At 60.8% G+C, this 24,989-nt stretch carries 21 protein-coding genes and 1 pseudogene; 18 read left to right on the forward strand and 4 right to left on the reverse strand.

Translation table 11 applies throughout. From position 1 onward, the window contains the following. Nucleotides 1-94: 94 nt before the first annotated feature. From HMPREF2820_RS09925 to HMPREF2820_RS09940, 4 genes are all read right to left on the reverse strand, one after another. Complete coding sequence (locus HMPREF2820_RS09925) at nucleotides 95-4,141, reverse strand: Pls/PosA family non-ribosomal peptide synthetase (RefSeq protein WP_070603914.1); 4,047 nt, start codon at nucleotides 4,139-4,141, stop codon at nucleotides 95-97. Then, nucleotides 4,138-4,956, reverse strand: coding sequence for a MarR family winged helix-turn-helix transcriptional regulator (locus HMPREF2820_RS09930; protein WP_070603916.1), 819 nt, complete (start codon nucleotides 4,954-4,956; stop codon nucleotides 4,138-4,140). The genes HMPREF2820_RS09925 and HMPREF2820_RS09930 overlap by 4 nt, the downstream gene beginning before the upstream one ends. A gap of 157 nt (nucleotides 4,957-5,113) precedes the next feature. After that, nucleotides 5,114-5,410 carry a rhodanese-like domain-containing protein gene (locus HMPREF2820_RS09935; RefSeq protein WP_016421494.1) on the reverse strand — a complete coding sequence of 99 codons (297 nt, stop codon included), beginning with the start codon at nucleotides 5,408-5,410 and terminating at the stop codon, nucleotides 5,114-5,116. A gap of 153 nt (nucleotides 5,411-5,563) precedes the next feature. Then, the gene (locus tag HMPREF2820_RS09940) at nucleotides 5,564-6,037 is read right to left on the reverse strand and encodes an inorganic diphosphatase (RefSeq protein WP_005510088.1); all 474 of its coding nucleotides are present in this window, start codon (nucleotides 6,035-6,037) and stop codon (nucleotides 5,564-5,566) included. A gap of 124 nt (nucleotides 6,038-6,161) precedes the next feature. On the opposite strand from HMPREF2820_RS09940, the gene dacB reads away from it, so the two are divergent. From dacB to HMPREF2820_RS10030, 18 genes and pseudogenes are all read left to right on the forward strand, one after another. Next, nucleotides 6,162-7,646 carry a D-alanyl-D-alanine carboxypeptidase/D-alanyl-D-alanine endopeptidase gene (dacB, locus tag HMPREF2820_RS09945; protein ID WP_246822267.1) on the forward strand — a complete coding sequence of 495 codons (1,485 nt, stop codon included), beginning with the start codon at nucleotides 6,162-6,164 and terminating at the stop codon, nucleotides 7,644-7,646. 48 nt (nucleotides 7,647-7,694) lie between these two features. Continuing rightward, nucleotides 7,695-8,975 carry an amidase family protein gene (locus HMPREF2820_RS09950; protein ID WP_070603920.1) on the forward strand — a complete coding sequence of 427 codons (1,281 nt, stop codon included), beginning with the start codon at nucleotides 7,695-7,697 and terminating at the stop codon, nucleotides 8,973-8,975. Beyond that, nucleotides 8,968-10,041, forward strand: a complete 1,074-nt coding sequence (tilS, locus tag HMPREF2820_RS09955; protein ID WP_246822268.1) for a tRNA lysidine(34) synthetase TilS — start codon at nucleotides 8,968-8,970, stop codon at nucleotides 10,039-10,041. The genes HMPREF2820_RS09950 and tilS overlap by 8 nt, the downstream gene beginning before the upstream one ends. Nucleotides 10,042-10,162: 121 nt before the next feature. Further along, nucleotides 10,163-10,747, forward strand: coding sequence for a hypoxanthine phosphoribosyltransferase (gene hpt, locus HMPREF2820_RS09960; protein ID WP_070603922.1), 585 nt, complete (start codon nucleotides 10,163-10,165; stop codon nucleotides 10,745-10,747). 269 nt (nucleotides 10,748-11,016) lie between these two features. After that, the gene (gene ftsH / locus HMPREF2820_RS09965) at nucleotides 11,017-13,701 is read left to right on the forward strand and encodes an ATP-dependent zinc metalloprotease FtsH (RefSeq protein WP_070603924.1); all 2,685 of its coding nucleotides are present in this window, start codon (nucleotides 11,017-11,019) and stop codon (nucleotides 13,699-13,701) included. A gap of 9 nt (nucleotides 13,702-13,710) precedes the next feature. After that, nucleotides 13,711-14,286, forward strand: a complete 576-nt coding sequence (gene folE, locus HMPREF2820_RS09970) for a GTP cyclohydrolase I FolE (protein WP_016421488.1) — start codon at nucleotides 13,711-13,713, stop codon at nucleotides 14,284-14,286. A gap of 86 nt (nucleotides 14,287-14,372) precedes the next feature. Further along, on the forward strand, nucleotides 14,373-15,314 hold the full coding sequence (folP, locus tag HMPREF2820_RS09975) for a dihydropteroate synthase (RefSeq protein WP_069359001.1): 942 nt from the start codon (nucleotides 14,373-14,375) through the stop codon (nucleotides 15,312-15,314). A 5-nt stretch (nucleotides 15,315-15,319) separates the two neighbouring features. Continuing rightward, on the forward strand, nucleotides 15,320-15,724 hold the full coding sequence (gene folB / locus HMPREF2820_RS09980; RefSeq protein ID WP_016421486.1) for a dihydroneopterin aldolase: 405 nt from the start codon (nucleotides 15,320-15,322) through the stop codon (nucleotides 15,722-15,724). Further along, nucleotides 15,721-16,233: a 2-amino-4-hydroxy-6-hydroxymethyldihydropteridine diphosphokinase gene (gene folK, locus HMPREF2820_RS09985; protein WP_016421485.1), complete on the forward strand. Its 513-nt coding sequence runs from the start codon at nucleotides 15,721-15,723 to the stop codon at nucleotides 16,231-16,233. Before folB ends, folK begins: the two co-directional genes overlap by 4 nt. A 2-nt stretch (nucleotides 16,234-16,235) precedes the next feature. After that, nucleotides 16,236-16,742 (forward strand): DUF3180 domain-containing protein, encoded by a 507-nt coding sequence (locus HMPREF2820_RS09990; RefSeq protein WP_049190665.1) that lies wholly within the window; start codon nucleotides 16,236-16,238, stop codon nucleotides 16,740-16,742. Continuing rightward, a complete protein-coding gene (locus HMPREF2820_RS09995) occupies nucleotides 16,739-17,998 on the forward strand; it encodes a DUF6779 domain-containing protein (protein ID WP_070603925.1) in 1,260 nt (419 codons plus the stop codon). The genes HMPREF2820_RS09990 and HMPREF2820_RS09995 overlap by 4 nt, the downstream gene beginning before the upstream one ends. A 64-nt stretch (nucleotides 17,999-18,062) precedes the next feature. After that, nucleotides 18,063-18,983 (forward strand): Rossmann-like and DUF2520 domain-containing protein, encoded by a 921-nt coding sequence (locus HMPREF2820_RS10000; RefSeq protein ID WP_070603926.1) that lies wholly within the window; start codon nucleotides 18,063-18,065, stop codon nucleotides 18,981-18,983. A 97-nt stretch (nucleotides 18,984-19,080) separates the two neighbouring features. Beyond that, nucleotides 19,081-20,022 (forward strand): annotated as a pseudogene (gene panC, locus HMPREF2820_RS10005) (pantoate--beta-alanine ligase); the annotation flags it as partial. Between the two features lie 314 nt (nucleotides 20,023-20,336). Beyond that, nucleotides 20,337-20,759, forward strand: coding sequence for an aspartate 1-decarboxylase (gene panD, locus HMPREF2820_RS10010; RefSeq protein ID WP_016421480.1), 423 nt, complete (start codon nucleotides 20,337-20,339; stop codon nucleotides 20,757-20,759). Nucleotides 20,760-21,006: 247 nt separating this feature from the next. Further along, entirely contained in the window at nucleotides 21,007-23,184 is a 2,178-nt protein-coding gene (locus HMPREF2820_RS10015) for a PhoX family protein (protein WP_070603927.1), read from the forward strand. A 170-nt stretch (nucleotides 23,185-23,354) separates the two neighbouring features. Next, entirely contained in the window at nucleotides 23,355-23,969 is a 615-nt protein-coding gene (locus tag HMPREF2820_RS10020) for a DUF4178 domain-containing protein (RefSeq protein WP_168157921.1), read from the forward strand. Between the two features lie 11 nt (nucleotides 23,970-23,980). After that, a complete protein-coding gene (locus tag HMPREF2820_RS10025; protein ID WP_083280594.1) occupies nucleotides 23,981-24,520 on the forward strand; it encodes a DUF2617 family protein in 540 nt (179 codons plus the stop codon). Nucleotides 24,521-24,524: 4 nt separating this feature from the next. Further along, nucleotides 24,525-24,989, forward strand: coding sequence for a DUF4247 domain-containing protein (locus HMPREF2820_RS10030; RefSeq protein ID WP_069358987.1), 465 nt, complete (start codon nucleotides 24,525-24,527; stop codon nucleotides 24,987-24,989).

The following is a 24,989-nucleotide window of genomic DNA, read 5'->3' on the forward strand; positions in this document are numbered from 1 at the left end:
AAAATTGCCCGAAAAATGGCTTGAAAGTGCTATAAACTTACACAGTTTCACATTTGCAGCCCGTTGTGCCAACAAAGCCCCTACACAAGCCGGGCTACTTCTTGGCCACCACTGGCTCAATTGGGTTACCTCGCCAGGAGGTGTGCGCAGGAACGTGGTCACCGCGCATGACGAGAGAACCGGGTTCGACGCGGCAGCCGTCGTCAAGCACAGATGCCGGCAGTGCGACTGAGTGCGGTCCTAGGACGGAGCCGTGTCCGATGTGGACGGTGTCGAGCGTCATCACGCGGTCGGTGAATAGGTGCGTCTGGACGACACAGCCGCGGCCGACAGAGGCGCCCCGCGCGATGGTGACCAGGTCGGTCTCGGGCAGCCAGTACGTCTCCAGCCACACCCCGTGGCCAACGTTCGCGCCGAGCAGTCGCATTGCGCGTGCGATGCCGCCGGTGGCCATCGCCGGGTTCAGGTACCACGGCGCGGCGACCATTTCGACGAACGTATCCTGCAGCTCATTGAGCCAGACGAACTTGCTCCACAGCGGGTGATTACCCGGCTTGTGCTTGCCGACGCACACCCACTTGGCCACGACCGTGATGAGCAGCCCCAGCACACCAACAATCAGTAGCACGGCAGGGGAGAGCAGCCACGCAACCACCAGGCCGAGCAGGGCAGCGCCAACGCCACCTGCAGTGACCAGCTCCGCGGTGAACATAACAATTCCCTGCAGGCTAAACAGCGTGATCGTCGCCAGCATGAGAGAGACCATCGGTGCCAGGACGCGCAGTGTCTCGACGATGCCGCGGGCGACCTTCAATCCCGTAGTCGGACGGTAGGTCTGCGCCGACTCATCGCTGGAGACAGTGCCCACACGGCGCATGCGCTCTGGCGGCGAACCCCACCAGTTGGAGCCGGACTTGGTCTTCTTCGGAGTAGAGGACAGCACGGCCACCAGTGAGTTCTTCGCCAGCTTGCGTTCCGGAAGCGTGATGCCGGAGTTGCCCAGGAAGGCGCGCTTGCCGATGCGGGAGTCGCCCACCAGCAGCCAACCGCCGCCGAGCTCGTAGCTGCCGACCATGGTGTCGTCAGCCAAGAAGGACTCGTCCTTGACGTGCAAGAACTTCGGAATACCAATCGCGGTGGAGACCTCGCTGTCGCGACCAATCTGGGCACCCAGCGCACGCAGCCACAGTGGAGTCAGCATGGAGGCGTAGATGAAGAACAAGTCATGACGAGCAGCGTCCATCAGGCGAATTGTCGCCCAGGACTGCCAACCCACGCGCGAACGCACCGGGAACACTCCCGACTTCAGGCCGATGCTGAACAGGCGCACGAGAATCAGCGTCAGCAGGGCATACACCGCAACACCGACGAAGGTGGCGGGAATAGCCCACAGCACGGCGCTGCCCAGCGTTGGCCAGAGATTCGAGGTGGTTAGCTCGGTGGTGCCGTCGATAAGTCCCGTGCCCCAACCGATGACAGCAGCCATCGCGACCGCAGCGGACAGCGGCACCAGCGTCAGTAACACCGCGGTAAGACCGTAGATAGCCACCCAGTGGCGACGCGCCGGCGGGACTTCCTCCGGGAAGCGGTGCTTGGACCGGCCGACCTTGCGAGCCGGGGAACCCGACCAGCGCGCACCAGCCTTGACCTTCTTTTCACCGGTGACGGTGGAACCCGCCTCGATGTGAGCGTCATTGCCGATACGCGCGCCGGGCAGCAGCGTTGAACGGGCACCGATGCGGGCGTGCTTGCCAATAGTGACCTCGCCGACGTGGACGACATCACCATCGACCCAGTATCCGGACAGGTCTACCTCCGGCTCGATCGAGCAGTAATCATCCAGTTTGACCAGACCCGTCACCGGCGGCAGCGCGTGCAGATTCACGCCCTTACCAATGCGGGCACCCAGCATGCGGGCATACCACAGCACGAACGGAGCGCCCGCCACTGAGTGGGCGCCGGAGCTCTCTGCCAGGCGTTCAGCCGCCCATAGGCGCAGATGCACCGAACCGCCACGCGGGTAGTCGCCCGGGGTGATGTTGCGCGTGAGCAGGCGTGTCGTCGCCGCGTTGATGGGCATAACCCCCAGTGGGGTCAGGAACAACACGGCCAGTACGGCCACCAACCAGCCTGGTAGTGCCAGCGGCCCGCCGATAACCCAGTTGATAATCGCAAGCCACGTTACCCAGCGCATACCACGTGCCCACTGCAGCGGCACCATGAAGCCGACCTGCGCCCAACGGGTCTTGCGGGAGACAGGCGTCGGCTCGGGCACCTTTTCCAGGTGAGCGGTGGGGTCGCTGGCGTCGTCGGCAAGCATGTCGTCGCTGATGAAACCGCGCGCGACTAGCTCTTCGGCGAGATTGCCCAGGCGCGGGTGGTCGTAGAGGTCGCGCACGGCGACTTGCGGGGCGCGCTGACGAATGCGCGCGATGACGCTCGCCGCCGCCAGGGACGTGCCGCCCAGGGCAAAGAAGTCCGAGGCCGCGCCGGGCGCAGGTACGGACAGCACGTCCGCCCAGATATCGGACAGCCACTTCTCCACAGGGCTCAGCTTGTCGACGTCGCCCTCACCCGCACGCGCAGGCAGTGGCCACGGCAACGCCGCCTTGTCGACCTTGCCGGAGGTACGAACCGGCAGCTCATCCATGATGTGCAGGCGTGGCACCATCGCGGCTGGCATGGCATCGCGGAGGGTGTCCATGCACTTGTCGTAGTCCATGGCTGCGGCGTCGCCACCGGCGCCGACGTAGCCGACCAGGATGGAGTCGCCAGCACCGGTCTTCTGCACCACGACAGTCGCCTGAGTAGCGCCGGGGAGGGCAGCCAGGTGCGCCTCGACCTCGCCGAGCTCAATACGGCGCCCGCCGATTTTCACCTGATCGTCGACGCGGCCGGTGAAGTACAGTCCGCCCTCATCCATGATGACGTGGTCGCCGGTGCGGTACGCGCGCTCCCAGCCCAGGGCTGGCAGCGGCGCGTACTTCTCGGCGTCCTTCTCCGGATCCAAGTAGCGCGCGAGTCCCACACCGCCGATGACTAGCTCACCCTTCGTGCCCGGTGGGACGGGGTTGCCCTCCTCGTCGATAACGGTGAGGTCCCAGCCGTCCAGAGGAAAACCAATGGTCACGGGCTTGCCAGGCTTCAGCTCGATGCCGGAGGCCACGACGGTGGCCTCGGTGGGGCCGTAGGTGTTCCACATCTCGCGCTCAGGGGTGGACAGGCGCTCGACCAGCTCTTGCGGGCAGGCTTCGCCACCGACGATGAGTAGGCGCACGCTGTCGAGTGCTTCAGCGGGCCACAGGCCGGCCAGTGTTGGGACCGTGGAAACGGCCGTGATGTGGCGGGAAATCAGCCATGGGCCCAGGTCTACACCGGAGCGCACCAGCGAACGTGGGGCCGGCACCAGGCAGGCGCCATTTCGCCAGGCCAGCCACATTTCCTCACAGGAGGCGTCGAAGGCGACGGACAGGCCGGCGAGAACGCGGTCGTCCGGGCCGAGCGGCCCTTCCGGGTGGTTGGCCAAGAACCAGCGGGCCTCCGCATCGACAAAAGCGGCGGCGCTGCGGTGGGTGACCGCCACGCCCTTGGGCTTACCGGTGGAGCCAGAGGTGAAAATAATCCAGCAGTCATCGTCAGGAGTGGGCTCCTGCGAGATGATCTCGCGTGCGTTCGGCGGCGTCGGTTCCGTCTCTTCCTCGTCGGAGTCGGTGTCGGAGTCCAGCGGGCGGGGGCGATTACGCGCCGTAGAGCCAGCCAAATGTAGGCCTTCAGCATCGAAGTAACCGGCGATACCGGCCTCGCCGAAGACCATTTCGGCACGCTCGTCGGGGTCGTCCGCATCCACCGGAACGTAGGCGGCACCGGCAGCCATGATGGACAAAATTGCCAGGTAGAGCTCGCGGCTTCCCGACGGCATCCGCACACCAATGCGGTCGCCGCGACGGATGCCCTGTTCGTAGAGCCACGTAGCTGTGGAATCAATCTCGTTGATCAATTCCGCATACGTGACGACAACCTCGCCGTCATCGATGGCCTCAGCCTCAGGGAACCTTCGCGCGGTCGCCCGGACAATGTCAATGAGTGTGCGCTCAAGCGGCTGTTCCGTAGCACGTAGGAACTTCGCTTCAGTGGTTGTCACTTGAGAGCCCCCTTCTTATTCTTCTTGCGCTTTTTCTTCTTCTTCGACTTCTTCCGTTTAGGACGCTGGGAATCGCTTGACGACGTCGCCTGCGTCTTATTCTCCGCCATGTCCTTGGTGTCTGTCTCAGTGGCCGTGACCTCTGGGGTAGTGGTCTCGGGGTTCTTCGCGCCGGCATCGGTTTCGGGGCTTGCAGCGGAGTCGTCGGCAAGCGATGCAAGCAGCGCGCGTACCTCGGGTGCGCATTCGGCGACGGCGGCGCGTTCGGCTCTGCGGAGTGAGCGTCGCAGAGATGCGCGGGTGGTGTTGCCCGTTTCTGTCAGTGCGATGAGCTGGCGGCGACGATCCTTGGAGTCTCGGGTGCGCTCGACTAGATTTGCCGACTCCAGAGAGTCAATCAGGCGAACCATGTCCGAGCGGTCCATGCCGAGCAGCGCGCTCAGCTCGGTTTGAGCCATGTCGCCGCCATCGGCGATGGCCTCCAGAACCCAATAACCGCGGATGGAAATCGACTCAATCTGAGTGCGGCCAAGAGTCGCGTTGACGCTGGCACGGACAGCCGCATCGAGCTGTGCCAGGCACCAGGACGCGGATTTGCGCAGGGCGGCCGGTGCGACGGCGGGTTCGCTTGCGGAGCCGGGCTTGCACTTGGACTTAGCGCTGGCCTTGTTTTTGGCTTTCGCTCCCTTGCGAGCCTTCTTCGCCTTGGTGCTGCTCTGTGCGTCGACAGCAGGCACCTTCGCGTCTACGTCGGGTGCCACACCACCGCTGGTGTCGGCTGAGTCCGCCGAGGAAAGTACGGATGAATCAGACATACTTCCCATACTAGACAATCTGGGGAACCATCAATAATGGGACATGGCCAACTAATAATGTCCCTGTTTGCCTGCGGATTGTTAGAAGGTCTGTGCTTTGGGGTGGGTAGATAAAAGAAAAACTGCCCTGCGGGTAGGCAGGGCAGTTGTAGTTGGTTTAGTTGGCCTTCTCCATTGGGCGGCCGAAGTGCTCCCAGTCGATCATGCCGCCGGTGATGACGATGGTGTCGATACCGTTCTTCTCCAACCAGGAAGAAACCTGAGCGGCACGTCCACCGGAGCGGCACATCAGGTAAATGTCGGAATCCAAATCCAGCTCGCCGTAGCGGGACGGAATCTCTTCCATGGGGATGTGAACGGCGCCGGTGGCGTGGCCGTCATCCCACTCCATCTGTGAGCGGACATCAATGATCTGTGCGTCTTCGGGTACTTCAGATACGTTTACGGTTTCCATAGTGCGCACTATACGCAATCTGGCCTTATCGCCGGAAGCACAAAGGCCGCCGGAGGAAAACTCCGACGGCCGTAGCGCTGAATCACAGGAACTGCGTCAAAGGTGCGAGCCCCAGAAAGGGAGATTGGCTAGCGCAATTCTTACTTGTGGCTCTTACTTGTGGCGCTCGATAGCCTCAGCCAGGATGCGCTCAGCCTCAGCCTTGTCGCCCCAGCCCGAACCGGAAACTTCCTTGCCCGGCTCCAGGTCCTTGTAGTGGACGAAGAAGTGCTCAATCTCGTCCTTGGTGAACTGGGAAACATCGTCGATGTCCTGGTAGTGGTCGAAGCGGACATCATCCAGGACGCACAGCAGCTTGTCGTCGCCGCCGGCCTCGTCGGTCATCTTGAAAACGCCGAGCGGACGAGCCTTGACAATAACGCCCGGGAAAACCGGCTCCGGCAGGATCACGAGAGCGTCCAACGGGTCGCCATCCTCGCCGAGGGTTTCATCGATGAAGCCGTAGTCGGCCGGGTAGGCCATTGGGGTGAACAGGTAGCGGTCGAGGTAGACCTTGCCGGTCTCGTGGTCGACTTCGTACTTGTTGCGCTGACCCTTCGGGATCTCAATAGTGACCTCAACGCTCACGGCGATGACTCCTTATAATCGGTGTACACTTCTCTGACGGCTATCTTATGCGAAACCCGCTCAAAACCGTTTATTTGTGCACCTTAAGTGAGGTTTTGTTTTCAGGAAGAAGGTGTTTGTGACCGTGGGTAGTACCGACTCTGACAGCTCCAAAACCGCCGCTAAGGGCACGCAAAAATCGCCCAGTTCCGTAAAATCCGGCAAATCCAAGAAGTCGCGCGGACTGAAAATCGGCGGTGCCATCGCCGGTGTTCTCGTTATCGCAGCGGGCAGCGGCGTAGCGGTTGTCGTCAATAACAATCGTCAGATTGTTGTCGATGCACCGCCCGCGGTCAGTCATGTCTCTGCTCCTGTGACGGCGGCGCAGTCTTCGCTTGACGACGGCGCTCTGGCCCAAAAAGTCAGCGCCATCATGGACGCTGCTGCGGCCGATCCAGCCTTCGGTGAGCTGCATGGAATTGTTAGCGATGCTACTACCGGCCAGAAACTGTGGGGGATCAATGACACCGCGGTGGCCATGCCGGCGTCCAGCATGAAGATTCTCACTGCGGCTGCCGCACTGTTGGACTTAGGTGAAGATCATCGGGTTTCCACCCGCGTCTCCCGGGTTACGGGGACTAACGACATCGTTTTGCACGGCGGGGGTGACCCCACCTTAAGCAAGGACGGGGAAGGGTTCTTCCAGGACTCGGCTTCAATCGCTGAGTTGGCGAAAAAGATTTCCGTGGTCATTCCGGAGGGGGTCGGCAAGGTTTATCTCGACAACTCTCTATTCACCGAGAGTTTCCACGAGACCTGGGAGCGTGCGGGGCTGGAGGACGGCTACATCGCACCGGTGGAGTCGGTGATGATGGACGCCGGTCGTATCGATCCGACGAATGAAGAATCGCAGCGCAGCGCCACGCCCGCCGCGGATGCCGCTGATGCACTGGCCAAGGTGCTTGGTGCGGAAAACGGAGGCAGCCTGAGGGATGCGGCCAAGGATGGTCAGTCACTGCCTCTGGATCCAGACCCCGTCGCGCTCGTGCAGTCGGCACCGCTGGTTACCCGTGTGCACGAGATGATGAACTATAGCGACAACGTGCTTGCCGAGTCCATTGCCCGTGAGGTGGCTATCTCTCGCGGTCTGCCGCCGACCTTTGAGGGGGCCGCACGTGCCGTGCGTGACACTCTCTCGGAGCACGGTTTTCCTCTCGATCGCGCGGTGCTGTCGGACTCCAGCGGCCTGAGCACGGATAACCGTATTTCTCCGCAGCATCTCTCCGAGGTGCTTAATTCGGCCGCGGGTCCGGTGGAATCGGCCGAGCAGGGGGGACTGGCGGAGTCGCAGGAGTCGTCGGAAAGCACTGCGTTGCGGTTGCGCCCACTGTTGGACAGCCTGCCGGTGGCGGCAGTGTCCGGCACTCTGGCGACGCGCTTTGCTGGTCAGTCCGGGGCGGGCATCGTCCGTGCGAAGACAGGCACGCTGAATAAAGCCTCGGCGTTGGCGGGATATGTGGTGACGAAGTCGGGGCAGGTGCTGACGTTCGCACTGATTTCCAACGAGGCGAGCCTGTTGCCGGCAAGAGCTGCGTCCGATAAGGCAGCGAGCGCCCTTGCGGATATCTAAACTGAGATTCATTTGCCACTGAAAATAATTTGAGGAGATGAATCCGCAATGGCCTCTCACACTTCCGCGATTAGGAATTTGCCAACCGTTCGCGAGATTGCCGCACAGGTCCGCGAGGGAAAGCTAAGCCCCGTGGACAGCGTGCAGCGCAGTCTCGACGCTATCGCCAGACTGGATGGAGGGATTCATGCCTTCCGCGAAGTGTGGGCGGATAGGGCTCTGCAGGCTGCGCGGGAACTCGAGCAAAGCGAGAAACTCTCGGAGTTGCCGCTTGCAGGTGTGCCATTTGCGCTGAAGGAAAACACCGCTCTAGAGAACCCGTTTGTCCAGCAGTTGACTAGCGCCGGTGCAATCGCGGTGGGAACTACGGTGAATCCGCAGTTCTGTACGTGGGGGACGACGACGCTGCCGGGGCTGGCAGTCGATAATCCGATTCTGCCGGGGCACACTCCGGGTGGGTCCTCCGGTGGATCCGCAGCGGCTGTCGCCGCTGGGATGGTTCCGTTTGCGCAGGGCAACGACGGCATGGGGTCACTTCGTATCCCTGCAGCGTGCTGCGGGCTTTCGACTCTGAAGGCGACCCCGGGAACAATGCCGGGGCGCGTGGGCGGCAATGACTGGTACGGAATGTCTGTCCAAGGGGTGCTCACAGTCAATAACGATGACTTGCGCCTGATCACCAAGATCCTCACAAATGGCATGGTGGATGCGGAGGACCCGGCGAAGACCCTGCCTGAAAACTTCGCAGTCAGCGTGGACACCACTGCGCCCGTATTCGGTTTGAAGGCTGCACCGGAGTACGTCGATGCGGCACAACAGGCGGCGAGAGTATTCGCGGACAAGGGCTTTGCCGTCTCGGAAAAGAACATGCCGTACCCGCTGAACCCACTGCCGATGCTCGCGCGCTGGACTGCGGGGGTGGCGGATCAGCTTCGCGACGAGCCGCGCCCTGATCACCTGGAGTGGCGCAATCGAGTCCACGCCGGCATTGGTCGCTTGCTGCGTTTCACAATCAATGGCCGCCAAGTGGCACGCGATGGCGCTCGCATCGAGCGTGAGCTACCGGGTGACACCATCTTGATTACCCCGGCTCTGGCCAAGAACCCACCGCGAATCCGCGCGTGGCATCGCATGCCCTGGATTGTGAACCTGCTGTCCAATCTGCGTTTCACTCCCTACGTCTCGACGTGGAATTACCTGGGATTCCCGGCTGGCATCGTTGTGGAACCGACCTCTGGGTTGCCGGTGCAACTGATTGCGCGCCCGACCCAGGAGCGAATTCTGCTTACCGCGATGGAAACCATCGCAAGTGGTGGGCGCGTTGGCTAGACCTTTTTGGCCGGACCGCAGCCCTCATTTCCTCATCATTCGGCACGCTGTCCGCGCGATAGTGCAGCAGGTGGGGCAGGAATTGGGCAGCGGTATTGTCATTGGGCTTTCCGGCGGTGCGGATTCGCTGGCCCTGACCGCCGGGGCCTGTGCGGAAGCTCTCGGGCCGAAGGGTGCGCTGGCCGGGCGTAAAGTCCACGCCGTCGTCGTGGATCATCAGCTTCAGCAGGGCTCTGCTGAAGTCGCCGAGCGCGCCGCCCACATAGCTCGGGGGATGGGGGCTACGGCCGAGGTTATCGCGGTCGATATCAACAACAATTCCGACCGTGGTCCCGAATACGAGGCGCGTTTGGCACGACACACAGTGCTACGGGAAGTCGCCCAATCTCGAGGTGCGGCGCTGATGCTCGCCCACACCTTGGACGACCAGGCGGAAACAGTTTTGCTGCGGCTGGCCAGGGGCGGCGGTCCGCAGGCGCTGTCCGCCATCCGCGACAACCTCACGTGGTCTGACGGGACTCGGATTCTGCGCCCGCTGCTCGGTGTACGACGCAGCGACACGCAGCTCTGCTGCGAAGAGCTGGGCTTGAAGGTGTGGCATGACCCGCACAACCATGACGACCATTACGCCCGCGTCCGGGTTCGAAAGACGATTTTGCCGCTGCTGGAGCAGGAGCTGGGTCCGGGAGTTGCGGAAAATCTCGCTAAGACTGCGGCGATTGCAGCAGTCGACAATGACTTTTTGGACGCTCACGCCGAGTCAGCTTTGCATGCGCTGCTGGGGGAGGAAGAGGCGTCGGCAAGCGGGAGCCTGTCTGTGCGAGGGGTGGCTGAGCTTGACGATGCCATCGCGGTGCGTGTCCTCGCACGTTGGTTGCGGCAGGCGGGTGCGGAGCCCAGCAGTAAACAGATCGACATGGTGATGGCGCTCGTGCACCGCTATCACGGCCAGGGCGAAGTGCCGGTGACCCGCGGTCGCGATGGTGCTGACAGAAATGCCAGGTTGGTCGTTGAGCGAAAAGATGGCACTCTACAATTGGTAATGAATCGTCCCGCGGTGCCTTAAGAAGGGTGCCGCAATCCAACTTCCGGCGGCTGAGAACAATCGGTTGCCATAACCCTGAACTTGCACTGGGGCAGTTACGCTCCATCGACACGCCGCCATAGAAGTGCGGAAAGGAAATGCGATGCATGATGTGAAGGATTTCAACGTCCCCGCAAACCCCTACGGCGATGAGGTAGAGGCAGTTCTCATTGGCGAAGAGGAGCTGCATGCTCGCATTGCCGAGATGGCGCATCGTGTGAATGAGAAGTACAAGGATGCCGGCAACGATCTGATTCTGGTCGCAGTGCTGAAGGGCGCGGTGTTCTTCCTGACTGACTTCGCCCGTCAGCTCAGCATTCCCAGCCAGATGGAGTTCATGGCGGTTTCCAGTTACGGAAACTCCACCTCGTCGTCAGGCGTGGTGCGTATTTTGAAGGACCTGGATCGCGATATTGAGGGACGCGATGTCGTGATTGTCGAGGACATCATTGACTCCGGCCTGACCCTGTCCTGGTTGATGAAGAACCTGCGCAACCGTAATCCGCGCTCCCTGGAGGTCATTACGCTGTTGCGTAAGCCGGAGGCTGTGCGCACCAGCCTGGATGTTGCGGATGTTGGCTTCGACATTCCGAACGAGTTCGTCATCGGTTACGGCCTGGATTACGCCGAGCGCTACCGCGACCTGCCGTACGTCGGCACGCTTCACCCGCGCGTTTACCGGGGCTAGGTCTGTCTTCGGCGCTTATTGCACAGTGCCGATGCTTGACGACGGGCATTGCGCGCTTACCCTCCCGCAGTTCTAGCTGTCTTCTAGCTGTGAAAAGTAGGAGTTGGAAACTTTTTTCGGTTGCGATGCGTTATGCCTACTGTGGGGTCAGGTGCCATGAGCCCTGGCCCCACGTTGTGTCATTGATGTGTCTTCGAGAAGAACTCGTTGATGCGTACAATTAATAAAAGCAACTAATAGATGTAGAGAGCGAAAAGCGAACCCACTGTATGGACAAGAAAAAGGTGTTCCGGTTTGCCACCGTTGCCGGCATCATCCTGATTATCCTCTTTGCTATTACTCAGCTGGCGGATGATTCCCGGGAATACCGCGAGGTGGATACGTCCGTTGCCCTGACCCAGTTGGATAAGGGCAATGTCACGGAAGCTCAGATCGACGATCGCGAACAGCGAATTCGCCTCACCCTGAAGAAGGGCGTGGAGGTCGAGGGCACTGAGGACGTCACGAAGGTGATGACCAAGTACCCAGCGCGTGCGACCGACCAAGTCTTTGACAAGGTCACCGCCGCCGAGGGCATGGAGAAGTTCGATACCAAGGTCACGCAGGATTCCTTCCTGATGTCCACCTTGGGCTTCCTGCTGCCGATGGTGATCTTCTTCTTCGTCATCATGTACTTCTTCAGCCGCATGCAAGGCGGCAAGAACGGCATGTTCGGCTTTGGTGGCAACCGCGCCAAGCTGCTGAACAAGGAGACCCCGACCAACACGTTCGAGGATGTTGCTGGTGCCGATGAGGCCGTCCAGGAGCTCGACGAGATTAGGGATTTCCTGCAGCACCCAGCTCGCTACGAGGAGCTCGGCGCGAAGATTCCGCGTGGTGTTTTGCTCTACGGTCCTCCAGGTACCGGTAAGACCTTGCTGGCCCGCGCCGTCGCTGGTGAGGCAGGAGTGCCTTTCTACACCATCTCGGGTTCGGACTTCGTTGAAATGTTCGTCGGTGTCGGTGCCTCTCGTGTCCGTGACCTGTTTAATCAGGCCAAGGAAAACAGCCCGTGCATTATCTTCATCGACGAAATTGACGCCGTCGGTCGCCAGCGTGGTGCCGGTATGGGCGGCGGCCATGATGAGCGTGAGCAAACCCTGAACCAGCTGCTGGTGGAGATGGATGGTTTTGGTGATCGTCAGGGCGTAATCATCATGGCTGCGACCAACCGTCCGGATATTCTCGACCCGGCGCTGCTGCGTCCGGGCCGTTTTGACCGACAGATTCCGGTGGGCGCACCAGACCTGAAGGGCCGCGAGGCAATTCTGAAGGTCCACGCCCGGAACAAGCCGCTTGGACCGGATGCGGATCTGACGTCGCTGGCGAAGCGCACCGCCGGTATGAGCGGTGCTGATCTGCAGAACGTGCTGAATGAAGCTGCGCTGCTGACCGCTCGCGTCAACGGCAACATCATTACTGCGGATGCGCTGGAAGAGGCAGTCGACCGAGTTATCGGCGGTCCGCGCCGTACCTCCAAGGTGATTTCCGAGCAGGAGAAGAAGGTCACCGCCTACCACGAGGGTGGCCACACCTTGGCCGCATGGGCGCTGAAGGACATTGAGCGTGTTTACAAGGTCACCATCTTGGCTCGCGGTCGTACTGGTGGACATGCGCTGACCGTCCCCGAGGACGACAAGGGCATGTATAACCTGCCAGAGCTCTTTGCCCGTCTGGTCTTCGCCATGGGTGGTCGCGCTGCCGAGGAGCTGGTCTTCGGACTGCCGACTACCGGTGCTTCTGCCGATATTGAGCAGGCCACCAAGATTGCTCGCGCCATGGTGACCGAGTACGGCATGTCGCCGGAGCTCGGCCCGGTGAAGTACGGGGAGGAGCAGGGCGACCCGTTCGTTGGCCGCGGTGGCAGCGGCTCTCTGGACTACTCTCCGGAGGTGGCAGCAACCATTGATCAGCAGGTTCGTTTGCTGATCAATAAGGCTCATGACGAGGCCTACGCCATCTTGAAGGAAAACCGCGACACTCTCGATGTTCTGGCTGAGAAACTGCTGGAGAAGGAGACCCTGCGTCGTCCGGATCTGGAAGTTATCTTCACCGATGTCGTTCCGCGTGAGCGCCTGAACTTCTTCGATAGCGACACTAAGCACCCGGCCGATGGCCGCGAGCCGGTGAAGACACCGGTGGAGTTGGCAATCGAGCGCGGCGAGGAACCGCCGAAGCGTGTCAACATCTTCGCGCCGGTGCGTCGCCGCGAACCGGATAACCAGGACGCGGGCAACAACGGCAATGGTCAGGGGCCGGCAGGCTCCGCTGGTGCCGGTAATGCTAGTGTCCCGGGTCTGCCGGGCGCCCAGCAGGACCGACCGAATGTTCCGGTGTACGGCGGCACCCCACCGCCGGCTGGTTGGACCGCCCCAGGTTGGCCGCCGAAGGATACCGGCAGCACGCACGGTTCGGCTCCCGCACCAGCACCGGCCCCGGCACCTGCGCCGACTCCTCGCCCTGAGGGGCAGAGCCAGCCGGGTTCGCAGGAAAGTCAGGGCAACGCGCGCGGCCAGCACCCGGGCACTGCTAACTACCCGGCAGGCTCGCCGGACTTCGGCTCGAAGGCAACCGGTACTGGTAGCAGCGGTGGCAACGGCCCCGCGAATATCCCTGCCCCTCCGAAGATGCCGTGGGACAGGCAGGGTGGACGCCACCGCCAGGACAACTCTGGCAGCGATGCCACCCCGACTACGGTGATGCCGTCGGCGGGACAGCAGCAGGAGCTGCGCGGATTCCGCCTGCCGGATAACGAGCAGCCGGAACACACAGAACGTCCGGAAAACGCGAAGAACGCCGACAACTCCGATGACAAGGGTGCACAGATGCACGATTCGGATAAGGACGGCGTCGTCAAGCGAAACGAAGACAACAGCGCCTGGCAGGACAAGCCGGACACCAACGAGGAGCGATAAGTACACATCATGGAGCGCGAATTCGATCAGGGGCGGGCCGAGGCTGCGGTTCGTGAACTGTTGATTGCCGTCGGTGAGGATCCTGACAGGGAAGGCCTGAAGGAGACACCGGCGCGAGTGGCGCGAGCCTACCGTGAGGTTTTCGCGGGCCTGTTTGAAGATCCGTCTGAGGTGCTGGCAAAGACCTTCAATGAGGATCACCAGGAACTCGTTTTGGTCAAGGACATCCCGATTTACTCCACCTGTGAGCACCACTTGGTGCCGTTCTTCGGCGTTGCTCACATTGGTTACATCCCGGGCAAGGACGGTCGTGTGACGGGCTTGTCCAAGCTCGCTCGTCTGGTCGATGGCTATGCGAAGCGCCCGCAGGTGCAGGAGCGTCTGACCAGTCAGGTTGCGGATGCCTTGGTGGAGCGGCTGGATCCGGCCTCGGCAATCGTCGTCATTGAAGCGGAGCATCTCTGCATGGCCATGCGCGGTATCCGCAAACCGGGTGCGCGCACGGTGACCTCAGCCGTCCGCGGTGGCTTCAAGACGGATGCCCGTTCGCGCGCAGAGGCAATGGCGCTCATCCGCAAGAGCTAACGCAACAGTTAAATGGTCGATTGGAAAGGCTGGACAACAAGGTGACTGAATCCCCCTTGCAAGCGCAGGCAGGACAGCCGGCGGAGATGGGTATCGAGAATCAGCTCTGCAAAGTGATGGGCATTGTCAACGTCACCGAGGACAGCTTTTCCGATGGCGGCCTGTACAAGACCTTCGACGCGGCGATTGCCCATGCGCACGAGCTGCTCGCTGAAGGCGCACATATTCTCGACATCGGTGGCGAGTCCACTCGCCCCGGCGCACACCGCGTTTCCGAGGATGAGGAAATTGCCCGAGTCGTGCCGGTGGTCCGTGAGCTCGCGGCAGACGGGCACCTGATCAGCGTCGATACTATGCGCGCAAGTGTCGCAGAGGCAGCAATCGCCGAGGGCGCGGTGTTCATCAACGATGTCTCCGGCGGTCTCGCAGACCCCAACATGTACGCAGTCTGCGCCGATGCCGATGTGCCCATCTGCCTGATGCACTGGAAGACCGATCGCTTCGGCTCCGCTTCTGGACGCGCCGAAACTCACCCGGACGGCATTGTCGCCGATGTACGTGAGCACCTGCTTCAGCTTGTCGACGGTGCCATGGGCGCCGGCATCGCCGAGGAAAATATTGTCCTCGACCCAGGCCTGGGCTTTGCCAAGAACGCCGATGACAATTGGGCGCTCCTCCACGGCCTGCCGGAGCTTATTGACCTCGGTTTCCCCGTGTTGGTCGGTGCTTCCCGCAAGCGTTTCGCCGCCGCCGTCGGTAGTGAGGCACGCGCACCAAAGCAGGCTGATGCTGCGACTACCGCAATTTCCGCGCTGTCCGCAGCGGCGGGCGCATGGGCGGTTCGAGTTCACAATGTGGCCGACAACCTCGACGCAGTGCGGGTGGCGCAGGCATGGAACCTTGGCCGCTCACTGACCGGTTACACCGCGGCCGGCGACTATCCGGAAGGTGGCTCTAACCGCGCTGCACAGCACGATGAGTCTCCTGCTGAATCGCCAGCCGAGGCGGCTCTGGAAGGAGACGAGTAGAAACAGTGGCTGATCGCATTGAACTCAAAGGTCTGAAAGCCCGCGGCTACCACGGCTGTCTCGACTTCGAGCGCCGCGATGGCCAGGACTTCATCTGTGATGTCACCCTGTGGTTGGATTTCTCCGGTGCCGCTGCCAGCGACGAGCTGGACGACACCGTCAACTACGCCGACATCGCAGCCACAGCGCACGGAATTTTGACCGGCACTCCGCGCAACCTCATCGAAACCGTCGCGACCGAGATTGCCGAAGCAGTGCTTGCCGACGACGATGGCCGCGCCGAACGCGGATTGTCCCCACTGTTACATGCGGTGGAAGTAACCATTCACAAACCGCATGCGCCCATTCCGCTCGACTTTGATGACGCTGCGGTAACAGCCCGCCGTTCGCGGAAGAAGCGGTTGGCATGATTCGCGCCGTTCTTTCTATCGGCGCGAACATGGACCGCGCGCGAGAAAACCTAACTGGTGTGCAGGCCTTCTTCGCCGATGAATTGGTCGCAGCCTCAAAAATTTATGCCACCCCACCTTGGGGTGGGGTAGAGCAGGGTGACTTCCTCAATGCCGTGCTCATTGTCGATACGTCCCGGACACCAATGGAGCTGCTGGAAGCTGGTTGGAAACTGGAAAATGACGCTGGTCGAGTGCGCGAAATTCACTGGGGACCACGGGCGCTCGACGTGGACATTGTGCAGGTCACTGACAAGGACACCGGCGAGGAGATCATCTCTGACGATTCGACTCTGACCCTGCCGCATCCGTGGGCAACCGAGCGTGCCTTTGTACTGGTGCCGTGGCTCGATGCCGACCCGGATGCCGAATTGGGGGGAGTTCGGGTCGCGGCACTCGTCGATAAGCTGGCACCTGAAGACGTAAACGCAGTGCGTCTAGCAGACAGCGCAGATGGAGAAGAGGCCTAGAGATGAAACCGACCTCACCGATTACGTTGGCTGCATCTGCGCTGGTTCTCGCACTGGCGTCATGGATGATCGTGGCACAGTTTTTCGGTGCGCTCGGGCCACGAAGTTGGTGGGACCTGGGGTTTCCCTGGTTGCTCACAGCTGTCTGTGTGGCGGCAGCGCGGTGGATTAAGTCGGTGCTGAAAGAGGGGAAGGTCGGGCAGGATCGCAGCCAGGTGCAGCCGTTAACGTTGTCGCGATGGCTGGTGGTCGGTACGGCATCCGCGTGGTTGGGTGCGATTCTCGGAGGTTTGTACGCCGGTGGCGTGCTGTGGGCTTTGCCGAAGTGGACGGAGCTTGCGGCTGCACAGGCCGACGGGCCGATCATGATTGTCGGCACAGTATCCGGCATTTTGCTCGCTGCGGCGGGGCTGTGGCTGGAAAAAGTTTGCCAATTGCCAACTGATGGCGAAAATTCTTCGCCTCCTAGCGGGGAAATGGGAACTAACTCGGTAGGGTGGGAGTTATGACTGACCTCTCCAACGCCGGTAATGACCCGAAGCGCTCGGGTGATGCCGCATATTTTCAGGGCGACGCGGCAGCTACTTCGTCGGATATGGCCGAGTCTCCGTCTCCGTCGCCTTCTTCGGCTTTCGAAAGCTACTCCGCTGGGGCTAACTCCGGGGCTGATGCGGCATATGCAGATGAGCAGAGCAATGATGTGACGAAATTCAGTTCTACCGATGGTATGACGGAGAAAACCGCCGTCATTCTCATGGTTGTGCTGCTGGTGCTCGCGGTGATTGCCAGTATCGTCATGCTCTTTGCCTCCTCTGCCGGGTGGATGAAGGTTGCCGTGCTGCTGGCGTTGTGGTCGGCAGTTATCGGGGCTGTGCTGGTGACTCGATACCGCAAGACCATTGCGCTGGAGCGCAAGCGGTTGGAGACAATCGAGGAACTGCACAAGGTGGAGCTTGACCGCGAGCTGGCTACTCACCGTGAGCAGGAGCTGATTCTCGAGCAGAACTACCTGGACTCGCTTGAGGGCAACAACGATGACAACATTGCGGCGCTGCGCGCTGAGGTCTTTGCACTGCGTGCCCAGCTTGCTGAGTTCATGGGGGAGGATTTCGACGACGAGCAGGTTGCTCTTCGCGCCCAGGCCGAGCGTCTGCGTGAGCTCGACTCGCCACAGCAGGCCTCGCCGATGAAGGATCCGACCGGTCACGACCGGCCGACACCACGCGCGACTTCCCACCGCGCTGAGATGACCGCTAACGGCACTGTTGGCGTTCATACCCAGCACGGCGGCACGGGCTCCGATTCCTCCGCTTCGCCGGTTGAAGACGCCGAGGCCACCGACATGCGCCGTACATTCTCGCCGTCTGGCCAGCCGGTTGACGTCCACGAAGTCGCCGATTCCAAGGGTGACGAAACCGTTTCCAAGGAGAAGTTCTCCACTAACTCTTTCCGCGCCATCAACTGGCAGGAAACCCCGGCCGAGGACGCTGCAGAGGATGATTCTCAGGGCGGTGCTCACGAGGCACACGGTGCACGGCACCCATTCGCTGCGCCGGAATCGGACGACGCCTCGGACTCTCCGACTCGCCAGCTGCAGACCATTCGCGATGAGGACCTCGCAGAAGAGCCAGCTCAGGCTACGGCGCAGGAGCCTGCAAGCCACGGTCGGCGCCGTGCTGAGGACAACAAGGGCAGCCTGACGGTTGCCGAGCTGATGGCGCAGATGCGCAAGAAGAGGGAGCAGCGCGAGGACGAAGAGGCCTAGTCGCTTACCGAGTGTGCGCGGCCTACTCACCGCACATAGCTGGTTTGGTCTAACCTAGTCAGTCATGACGCAAAGCCAGCATGAATCCCATCCCCATCGGACTACCGCTCCGCGGTTGGCGGTGGGGATTATTTCTGCCGGAAAAGTCGGGGTCGCGCTCGGCCAGGCGTTAGAGCGCTGTGGGCATCGTGTCACTCACGTGGTCGCGCGCTCACCAGAATCTGTCACACGAGCGCATCTACGTCTCCCGAACGCACAGGTTAGTAGCATTGCCGACACAGCTTCCACCTGCGAGCTCATCGTCATCGCCGTGCCGGATCGCGCCATCGCAGAGGTCGCGGAGGACGTCGCCCGCCATGTCGGCCCCGGACGCATCGTCATGCATACTTCTGGTTCCCTCGGGCGTGCCGTGCTCGATCCGGTCGCACTCACCGGCGCGCTGACCATCGCCGCCCATCCCGCAATGACATTCGCAGGGCTTGACGACGACTCCGAGCTCCTGACCGGCTGCCCATGGGGCATCACTGTTGGGGATGAGCTCGCGAAAACAGTCAGTGAACTGCTCATTGGTGAACTCGGCGGTCGTCCGGTGTTCATCAACGAACGTCACCGCGGTCTCTATCACGCGGCTATGGCCCATGGCTCAAACGGTCTGGGCGCAGTTGTGGTCGATGCAGTAGAAATGCTGGCAACCACTATCGGCGGAGATGCAGCAGCCGAAGACACCGACATAGCTGAGCTGCGTCGAGGCCAGGCCGCCGAGCTGCTCCGCCCACTGCTGGAAGCTTCATTGGACAATGCCTTGAGGTGGGGTTCCCGGGGGCTGACTGGCCCGGTGACGCGGGACGACCTTGGGACCGTCGTCAAGCACGAACGTGAAATTGAAGCGGTGGCACCGGAAATGGGAACCGCCTACCTGGCTCTTGCCGAGCGCATCGCCGAGCTGCGCGGTGCCAACGAGGTTTTGCGGTACCTACGCCGATGAGCTGAGCGGACTGGCTGTTCTGGTCATCCGGGATGTGGCGTAAGGTATTGCCGTCGGGCGAAAAGTTTGGTCCGGTAGATCTGAACGCGGAGGAAACATGACGGGTTATACCGCCGGAGAGACAACTGTTCACAAGACTATTGCGGGAATCGCGCAGGTCACCCGTGCGTTGCGGAAGACCGGGCGGCCGGTGGTGCTCGTACCTACGATGGGTGCGCTACACCAGGGGCACCTTGAACTAGTACAGGCCGCGAAGACGCTGCCGCGCGCTGTTGTGGTGGTGTCGATTTTCGTCAATCCTCTGCAGTTCGGTGAGGGGGAGGACTTTGACGCCTACCCGCGGACTCTGGAGGAAGACGTTGAGAAGCTCCGCGCTGTCGGTGCTGAGCTGGTCTTTGCGCCGAACGCGAAGGAGATGTACCCCAACGGTTTCCGCACGACGGTGCAGCCGGGGCCGCTGGCTTCGGAGCTCGAAGGTGCTACTCGCCCGGGGCACTTTGCCGGTGCGTTGACGGTGGTCAACAAGCTTTTCAACATCACCAACTGCACTGATGCCGTTTTTGGTGAGAAGGACTACCAGCAGCTGTGCCTGATGCAGCAGATGGTCACTGACCTGAATATGCCGGTGCAGTTGCACGGTGTACCGGTGATTCGCGAGGCCGACGGGTTGGCTATGAGCTCCCGCAACCGCTATCTGTCCGAGGAGCAGCGCAATCTCGCAGTAACCCTGTCCGCCGCGCTGACTGCTGGTGCTTTTGTCGCGGACCGTGGTGCGGATGCTGTGCTGGAAACCGCGCGTGGTGTGCTCGCCAGCCAGCCTGAAGTCGAGTTGGATTACTTGGAGCTGCGTGACGCTGCGCTCGCCCCGCTTTCCGACGAGGCGTTGCGCGGCGACGGCCAGGAGACTGAAGCTCGCCTGCTGGTTGCTGCGAAGGTCGGCACTACTCGTCTCATTGATAATGTTGGCTTGATTCTGGGTGCGCCGCGCCCGGATTCGGCAAACGGTTTCGGGCAGCTCGGGCAGAAGGACGCCGAAATTGCGTCGGCGGCTCTGTCGGCGGCGGGGCTGGACGGCGAATTGACTGAGGAAGAGGCCGCTGAGTTGGCTGAGCTGCAGGAAAAGGTTCGTGCTGCTCGAGATGCTCGTCTGAAAGATGAGTCCAGCAGAGAAACTCTGAAGAACGCTGGCTTTGGCGTTGAGCAGGACAGCGAGTAGGACGGCTTTTAGAAGTAGTTTCTCGTGGCTGGGAAGTTGTCGTATTATAGTGTGCCGACTAATAACCTGCCACGCTAAGGGGTGCCGCGGTAGGCAAGCATCCAGGGGACAAATCCAGGAAGGGACCTACCTTTTTCATGTTTCGCACTATGTTGAAGTCCAAGATTCACCGCGCCACGGTGACTCAGGCTGATCTTCACTACGTTGGATCGTGCACGATTGACGCTGATTTGATGGAAGCGGCCGACCTGCTTGAAGGTGAAGCCGTCGACATCGTCGATATCAATAATGGCAACCGGCTTACTACTTACTGCATTACCGGAGAGCGCGGCTCGGGCATCATTTCTATCAATGGTGCCGCCGCTCGTCTGATATCGCCGGGTGATCTGGTTATTATCATCGGCTACGGAATGATGGATGACGCTGAGGCGCGTACGTACAAGCCGAATGTCATCTTCGTCGATGAGGACAACAAGATTCTGGAAAGTGGCAATGACCCGGCGGATGTGCCGGAGGGTTCTGATTTGAAGAATCCGCGTAGCCCGGAGAACCAGGGCTAGTCCACGTAGCCCGCAGAGCTGGGGCTCGACTGCGTAGTTGGAGAGAAGAGTCGAGCTGGAGAACCACAACACCAGGGTGTTCACTTTGTGTTAAAGCGCAAGTCATTAGACCGTCAGCTAAAGCTCATTGGCGAGTTGATTTTTAGAAACCGAAAGGTAACGCAACGTCCTTAGCTTCTTAGAGGATCTAAAAGTTTTAGTTTTCCATTTCCTCACCTAGTCGAAGCTATACAAAGGCGGTCTCCCCGTGGTTCGTATTGGCAAGAATCTGCTGACAAATCCTTTTGCTACCTCTCGCAGCTCTCTGACCTGCACTTACAAGTGTGGTAATGCCTGTGCTGACGATGCTCCGAACGAGTTCTCGGACAACCAGTACTTCGGTGATGTTGCGAAGGAGGCGTTCTCCCAGCGCGCGTTCTCCCGTCGCGCGGCACTGAAGGTCACTGGTGCTAGTGCTCTTGCGGTCGGCGGTGGCGCCGTGCTGGCCGCTTGCTCCTCTGATGATTCGGGCAGCGCCGCAGGTGGCTCCGACGCCTCCGGTACCGCTGCTGCCGGTGACGGTAGCAAGGGCGAATCGCCGGAGGGTATGCGTTTCGACGCCGTCAAGCCAAACACGGAAGACGCAGTCGTTATCCCGGACGGCTACGAGCAGAATGTTCTGATTCGCTGGGGCGACCCAATCCACGAGGGTGGCCCGGAGTTCGACTTTGACAAGCAGACTCCGGAAAACCAGCTGAAGCAGTTCGGCTTCAACAATGACTTCGCTGGCCTGATTAAGGCTGAAGACGGCACACTGCTGTACGTCTGCTCGCACGAGTACACCACCGAGCCGATGATGTTCCGTGCCTACAAGAAAGAAGATGCCACTAAGGAGCAGGTCGACATCGGACTGGCTGCCCACGGCCAGACCATCCTTGCTGTGGAAGAGGATGACAAGGGATTCCTGAAGCCGATTCTGAGCGACAAGCGTAACCGTCGTATCACCGGCTTCACCGAATTCACAGTCGACGGCCCGGCTGCTGGTCACGATCTGCTGAAGACCAAGGCTGACCCGACCGGTATGAAGGTCGAGGGAACTTTGAACAACTGCTCCGGTGGTGTTACTCCGTGGGGTACCTACCTGTCCGGTGAGGAGAACGTTGACCAGTACTTCGGCAACGTTGGCAAGCTCGACGACGAAGAAGCTGTTAAGAAGCTCAAGCGCTACTCGGTCAAGAATGAAGAACTGTCCGACCGCGCGTGGGAGAAGTACTACGACCGCTTCGATGTCTCCAAGGAGCCGAATGAGCCGAACCGCTTCTTCTGGCTGGTAGAGATTGACCCATCTGACCCGAACTCCACCCCGGTCAAGCACACCGCACTGGGCCGTTTCAAGCATGAAGCTGGTCAAATCTACGTCACCGACGACGGCACGGTTGTGTGCTACTCCGGCGACGACGAGCGTTTCGAGTACATCTACAAGTTCGTCTCCTCCCGCAAGATTAAGGAAGGGGACCTCAAGCACAACATGGGCATTCTGTCCGAGGGCACGCTCTACGTCGGTAAGTTCAACGGTAATTCCGAGTCCGAGATTGACGGCTCCGGTGAGCTGCCGAAGGACGGCCGTTTCGACGGTGACATTGAGTGGCTTCCGCTGATGACCGCCAAGGCAGACGGCAAGCACGAGTCCCACGTTGATGGCATGACCGCCGAAGAGGTCTGCATCTACACCCGCATCGCCGGTGATAAGGTCGGTGCGACCCGCATGGACCGCCCGGAGGATATCGAGCCGTCTCCGAAGACCGGTAAGGTCTACGCGGCGCTGACCAACAACAAGTACCGCGGTAAGGCTGGCGCGAAGGACGACAAGGGCAAGGAACGCAAGGATGGTGCAGGGCGCCCGCTTGCCGACGCCGTCGAGGTCGCACCAATCACCGAGAACAAGAATGGCCTTGTTCTGGAGATGGAAGATGACCACGCCGGTACCAAGGGCAAGTGGAACCTTCTGCTGGTCTGTGGTGACCCGAACGAGGCTTACACCTACTTCGGTGGCTTCGACAAGGAATCGGTCTCGCCAATTTCCTGCCCGGACAACGTCGCCTTTGACGAGTACGGCAACCTGTGGGTTTCCACCGACGGCAACGCCCTGGACTCCAACGACGGCCTTTTCGCCGTTGCCGTCGAAGGCGAGCGTCGTGGTGAAACCAAGTGCTTCCTGACTGTTCCGGTTGCTGCAGAGACCTGTGGTCCGCAGATCTTCTCCAACCGCGTGATGGTCAACGTCCAGCACCCGGGCGAAATCGAGACGGATCAGGGTCATCCAGTCGGCGACAACCCGGACCCGACCACCAACCCGACCTCGCACTGGCCGGACGGCGGCAAGGAGCAGCCACGCCCGGCCGTCGTTCAGGTTGTACGCACTGATGGCAAGAAGATTGGTGTGTAGGTTGCCCTTGGCAAGGAGCTAAGCAGAAACGCGCGGATTAGCGCGTAGACCTATCGCGGCGCGTCTCGAACGAAAATAATGTTCGACGGCGCGCCGCGACTGTATTCGGTAGAAAGTTAGTAATCGGGCGTTTACTTAGCGCCACCACACTATCGATGGGATTAATCCTAGTGAACAGCATTGTCATAATCGGCATCATCCTCGTTGTCATCGGGGTCATCGTCGTTGTTGTAGCGCGTCGGAATACTCAGGTTCCGGGTTCTGATCGGGAGCGCTTCGTCGACCCGCTGATGACTGATGAGTACCGTAAGTACGGTCCAACCTCTGTCGCGCCGGGCGCAATCCTGAATTACGGTGGTGCCTCCCATGTTGTGCGCGGATCCCTTGAGCTCTCTCAGGGGCCGTTCCGCTGGTGGGAACATCTCGTCGATGGTGGGGCGGATGGTTCTTGGTTCGGCGTTGAGGAAGATGAAGGTGAAGTCATCCTCACCTGGTGGCGCAAGCTTCCAGGTAGCTTCGAACCAACTAATCCCATCGTTGTCGACGGTGTGGAGTACTGGGAGGAGGAGCGGGGAACCGCCCGCTACACCGCGATTGGCACCACTGGGCTGCCGCCGGAGGGGGCTACGGACTTCGTCGACTACAAATCCGGTGACGGTCGCTTGCTCGGACTGGAACGCTACGGTGACTCGATGTGGGAAGCGTCCACCGGTATTAGGATTCTCCCCGGTGAGATTGATGTCATGGCAGCGCCGGACCATAATCCGGACGCGGACAATCGCTAGTGGCGGTCGCTATGTCGCTGGCAATTCTAGATGTGCCGTTCAAAGACACTGCTGCGGAGCAACTCCGCATTGCTTTTGACGGCCAAGTCCCGGACACCCTCTGCGAGGCGGTTATCTCTCACCCCGACGGCACAACACCGCCGCTGACGCTCGGAGTCCTCGGAGCGTCGCATGTGGTTTTCGTCGGTAAGCGGGAGAACCCGTGCTTTACCGAGGAGATTTCCTGTACCGCGGCACACGGCGTGCCCCTGAGTGAGGCGGGAGTGATGGTGAAAGCTCGTGTGGAGAACCTCTCGCCAGAAGCCTTCGTTCAGCGCGCAGATGCTTTACGACGCGAGTTCGGTACAGGGCATCCTCATTCGGTTGTCGCGGAGTTCCCCGGTTCGCCCGGCGCGCTGACTGTGTTGGCTGCAGAGCCGATTGAGCAGGGGTATCGCTGGGATACGTGGCACGGCTACCCGCCGGGGCAGCTCGTGTGGACGTCGAATACTTGGACTGCCGTCGCTGGTAACCATGGGGCCGAGGCAGACCGCGTAAAGGGAGGTTCCTGAGTCTATGGGACGCGGAAGTATTGGTTACGCACTGATCGTTGTCGGCATTGTGGTCACTCTGGCCGGTTTCTTCGTCGGCGGGAAATCTGCGGAAGAGAGGATTAGCGAGCGCTATCAGTCCGCGCCCGGCGCAGCATCTGCGACGCAGGTCAGCAGCGGAATTGATCGACGTTGGACCTGTGGCGACCGCGACCCCATTGAGGTGGGGCGTGAGCTGAAAGAAGAGATTAAGCCACAGGCTTACAACGAAGATGGCGGGGCAGCGTACCTGAGGACGAAGAAGCACCTGTTCATCGTTTCGCGTCAGACCCCTGAGGCAGGGTCAAAGGACACGTGCCTGATAACCAGAGAATCACTTAGTGGCCGCTATTCGGGTGGGCACTTCATCTATCTCGGCCCCGGTTTCGGTCCCTCCGCCCCCTCCGGCGGTTCGGGTGGATCGGCCGGATCATTCGGAGGAGCGAAATAA

The sequence above is a fragment of the Corynebacterium sp. HMSC064E08 genome (assembly GCF_001811805.1).
GTDB classification, from domain to species: domain Bacteria; phylum Actinomycetota; class Actinomycetes; order Mycobacteriales; family Mycobacteriaceae; genus Corynebacterium; species Corynebacterium jeikeium_D.

Excerpts from the sequence above, each read along its gene's own strand:
- HMPREF2820_RS09990 (WP_049190665.1), top strand. The coding sequence starts at position 16,236 with ATGAAACCGACCTCACCGATTACGTTGGCTGCATCTGCGCTGGTTCTC.
- folP (WP_069359001.1), top strand. The coding sequence starts at position 14,373 with ATGGGTATCGAGAATCAGCTCTGCAAAGTGATGGGCATTGTCAACGTC.
- HMPREF2820_RS10030 (WP_069358987.1), top strand. The coding sequence starts at position 24,525 with ATGGGACGCGGAAGTATTGGTTACGCACTGATCGTTGTCGGCATTGTG.
- HMPREF2820_RS09950 (WP_070603920.1), top strand. The coding sequence starts at position 7,695 with ATGGCCTCTCACACTTCCGCGATTAGGAATTTGCCAACCGTTCGCGAG.
- HMPREF2820_RS09935 (WP_016421494.1), bottom strand. The coding sequence starts at position 5,410 with ATGGAAACCGTAAACGTATCTGAAGTACCCGAAGACGCACAGATCATT.
- HMPREF2820_RS09930 (WP_070603916.1), bottom strand. The coding sequence starts at position 4,956 with ATGTCTGATTCATCCGTACTTTCCTCGGCGGACTCAGCCGACACCAGC.
- folK (WP_016421485.1), top strand. The coding sequence starts at position 15,721 with ATGATTCGCGCCGTTCTTTCTATCGGCGCGAACATGGACCGCGCGCGA.
- hpt (WP_070603922.1), top strand. The coding sequence starts at position 10,163 with ATGCATGATGTGAAGGATTTCAACGTCCCCGCAAACCCCTACGGCGAT.
- folE (WP_016421488.1), top strand. The coding sequence starts at position 13,711 with ATGGAGCGCGAATTCGATCAGGGGCGGGCCGAGGCTGCGGTTCGTGAA.
- panD (WP_016421480.1), top strand. The coding sequence starts at position 20,337 with ATGTTTCGCACTATGTTGAAGTCCAAGATTCACCGCGCCACGGTGACT.
- HMPREF2820_RS10000 (WP_070603926.1), top strand. The coding sequence starts at position 18,063 with ATGACGCAAAGCCAGCATGAATCCCATCCCCATCGGACTACCGCTCCG.
- ftsH (WP_070603924.1), top strand. The coding sequence starts at position 11,017 with ATGGACAAGAAAAAGGTGTTCCGGTTTGCCACCGTTGCCGGCATCATC.
- HMPREF2820_RS09995 (WP_070603925.1), top strand. The coding sequence starts at position 16,739 with ATGACTGACCTCTCCAACGCCGGTAATGACCCGAAGCGCTCGGGTGAT.
- HMPREF2820_RS10025 (WP_083280594.1), top strand. The coding sequence starts at position 23,981 with ATGTCGCTGGCAATTCTAGATGTGCCGTTCAAAGACACTGCTGCGGAG.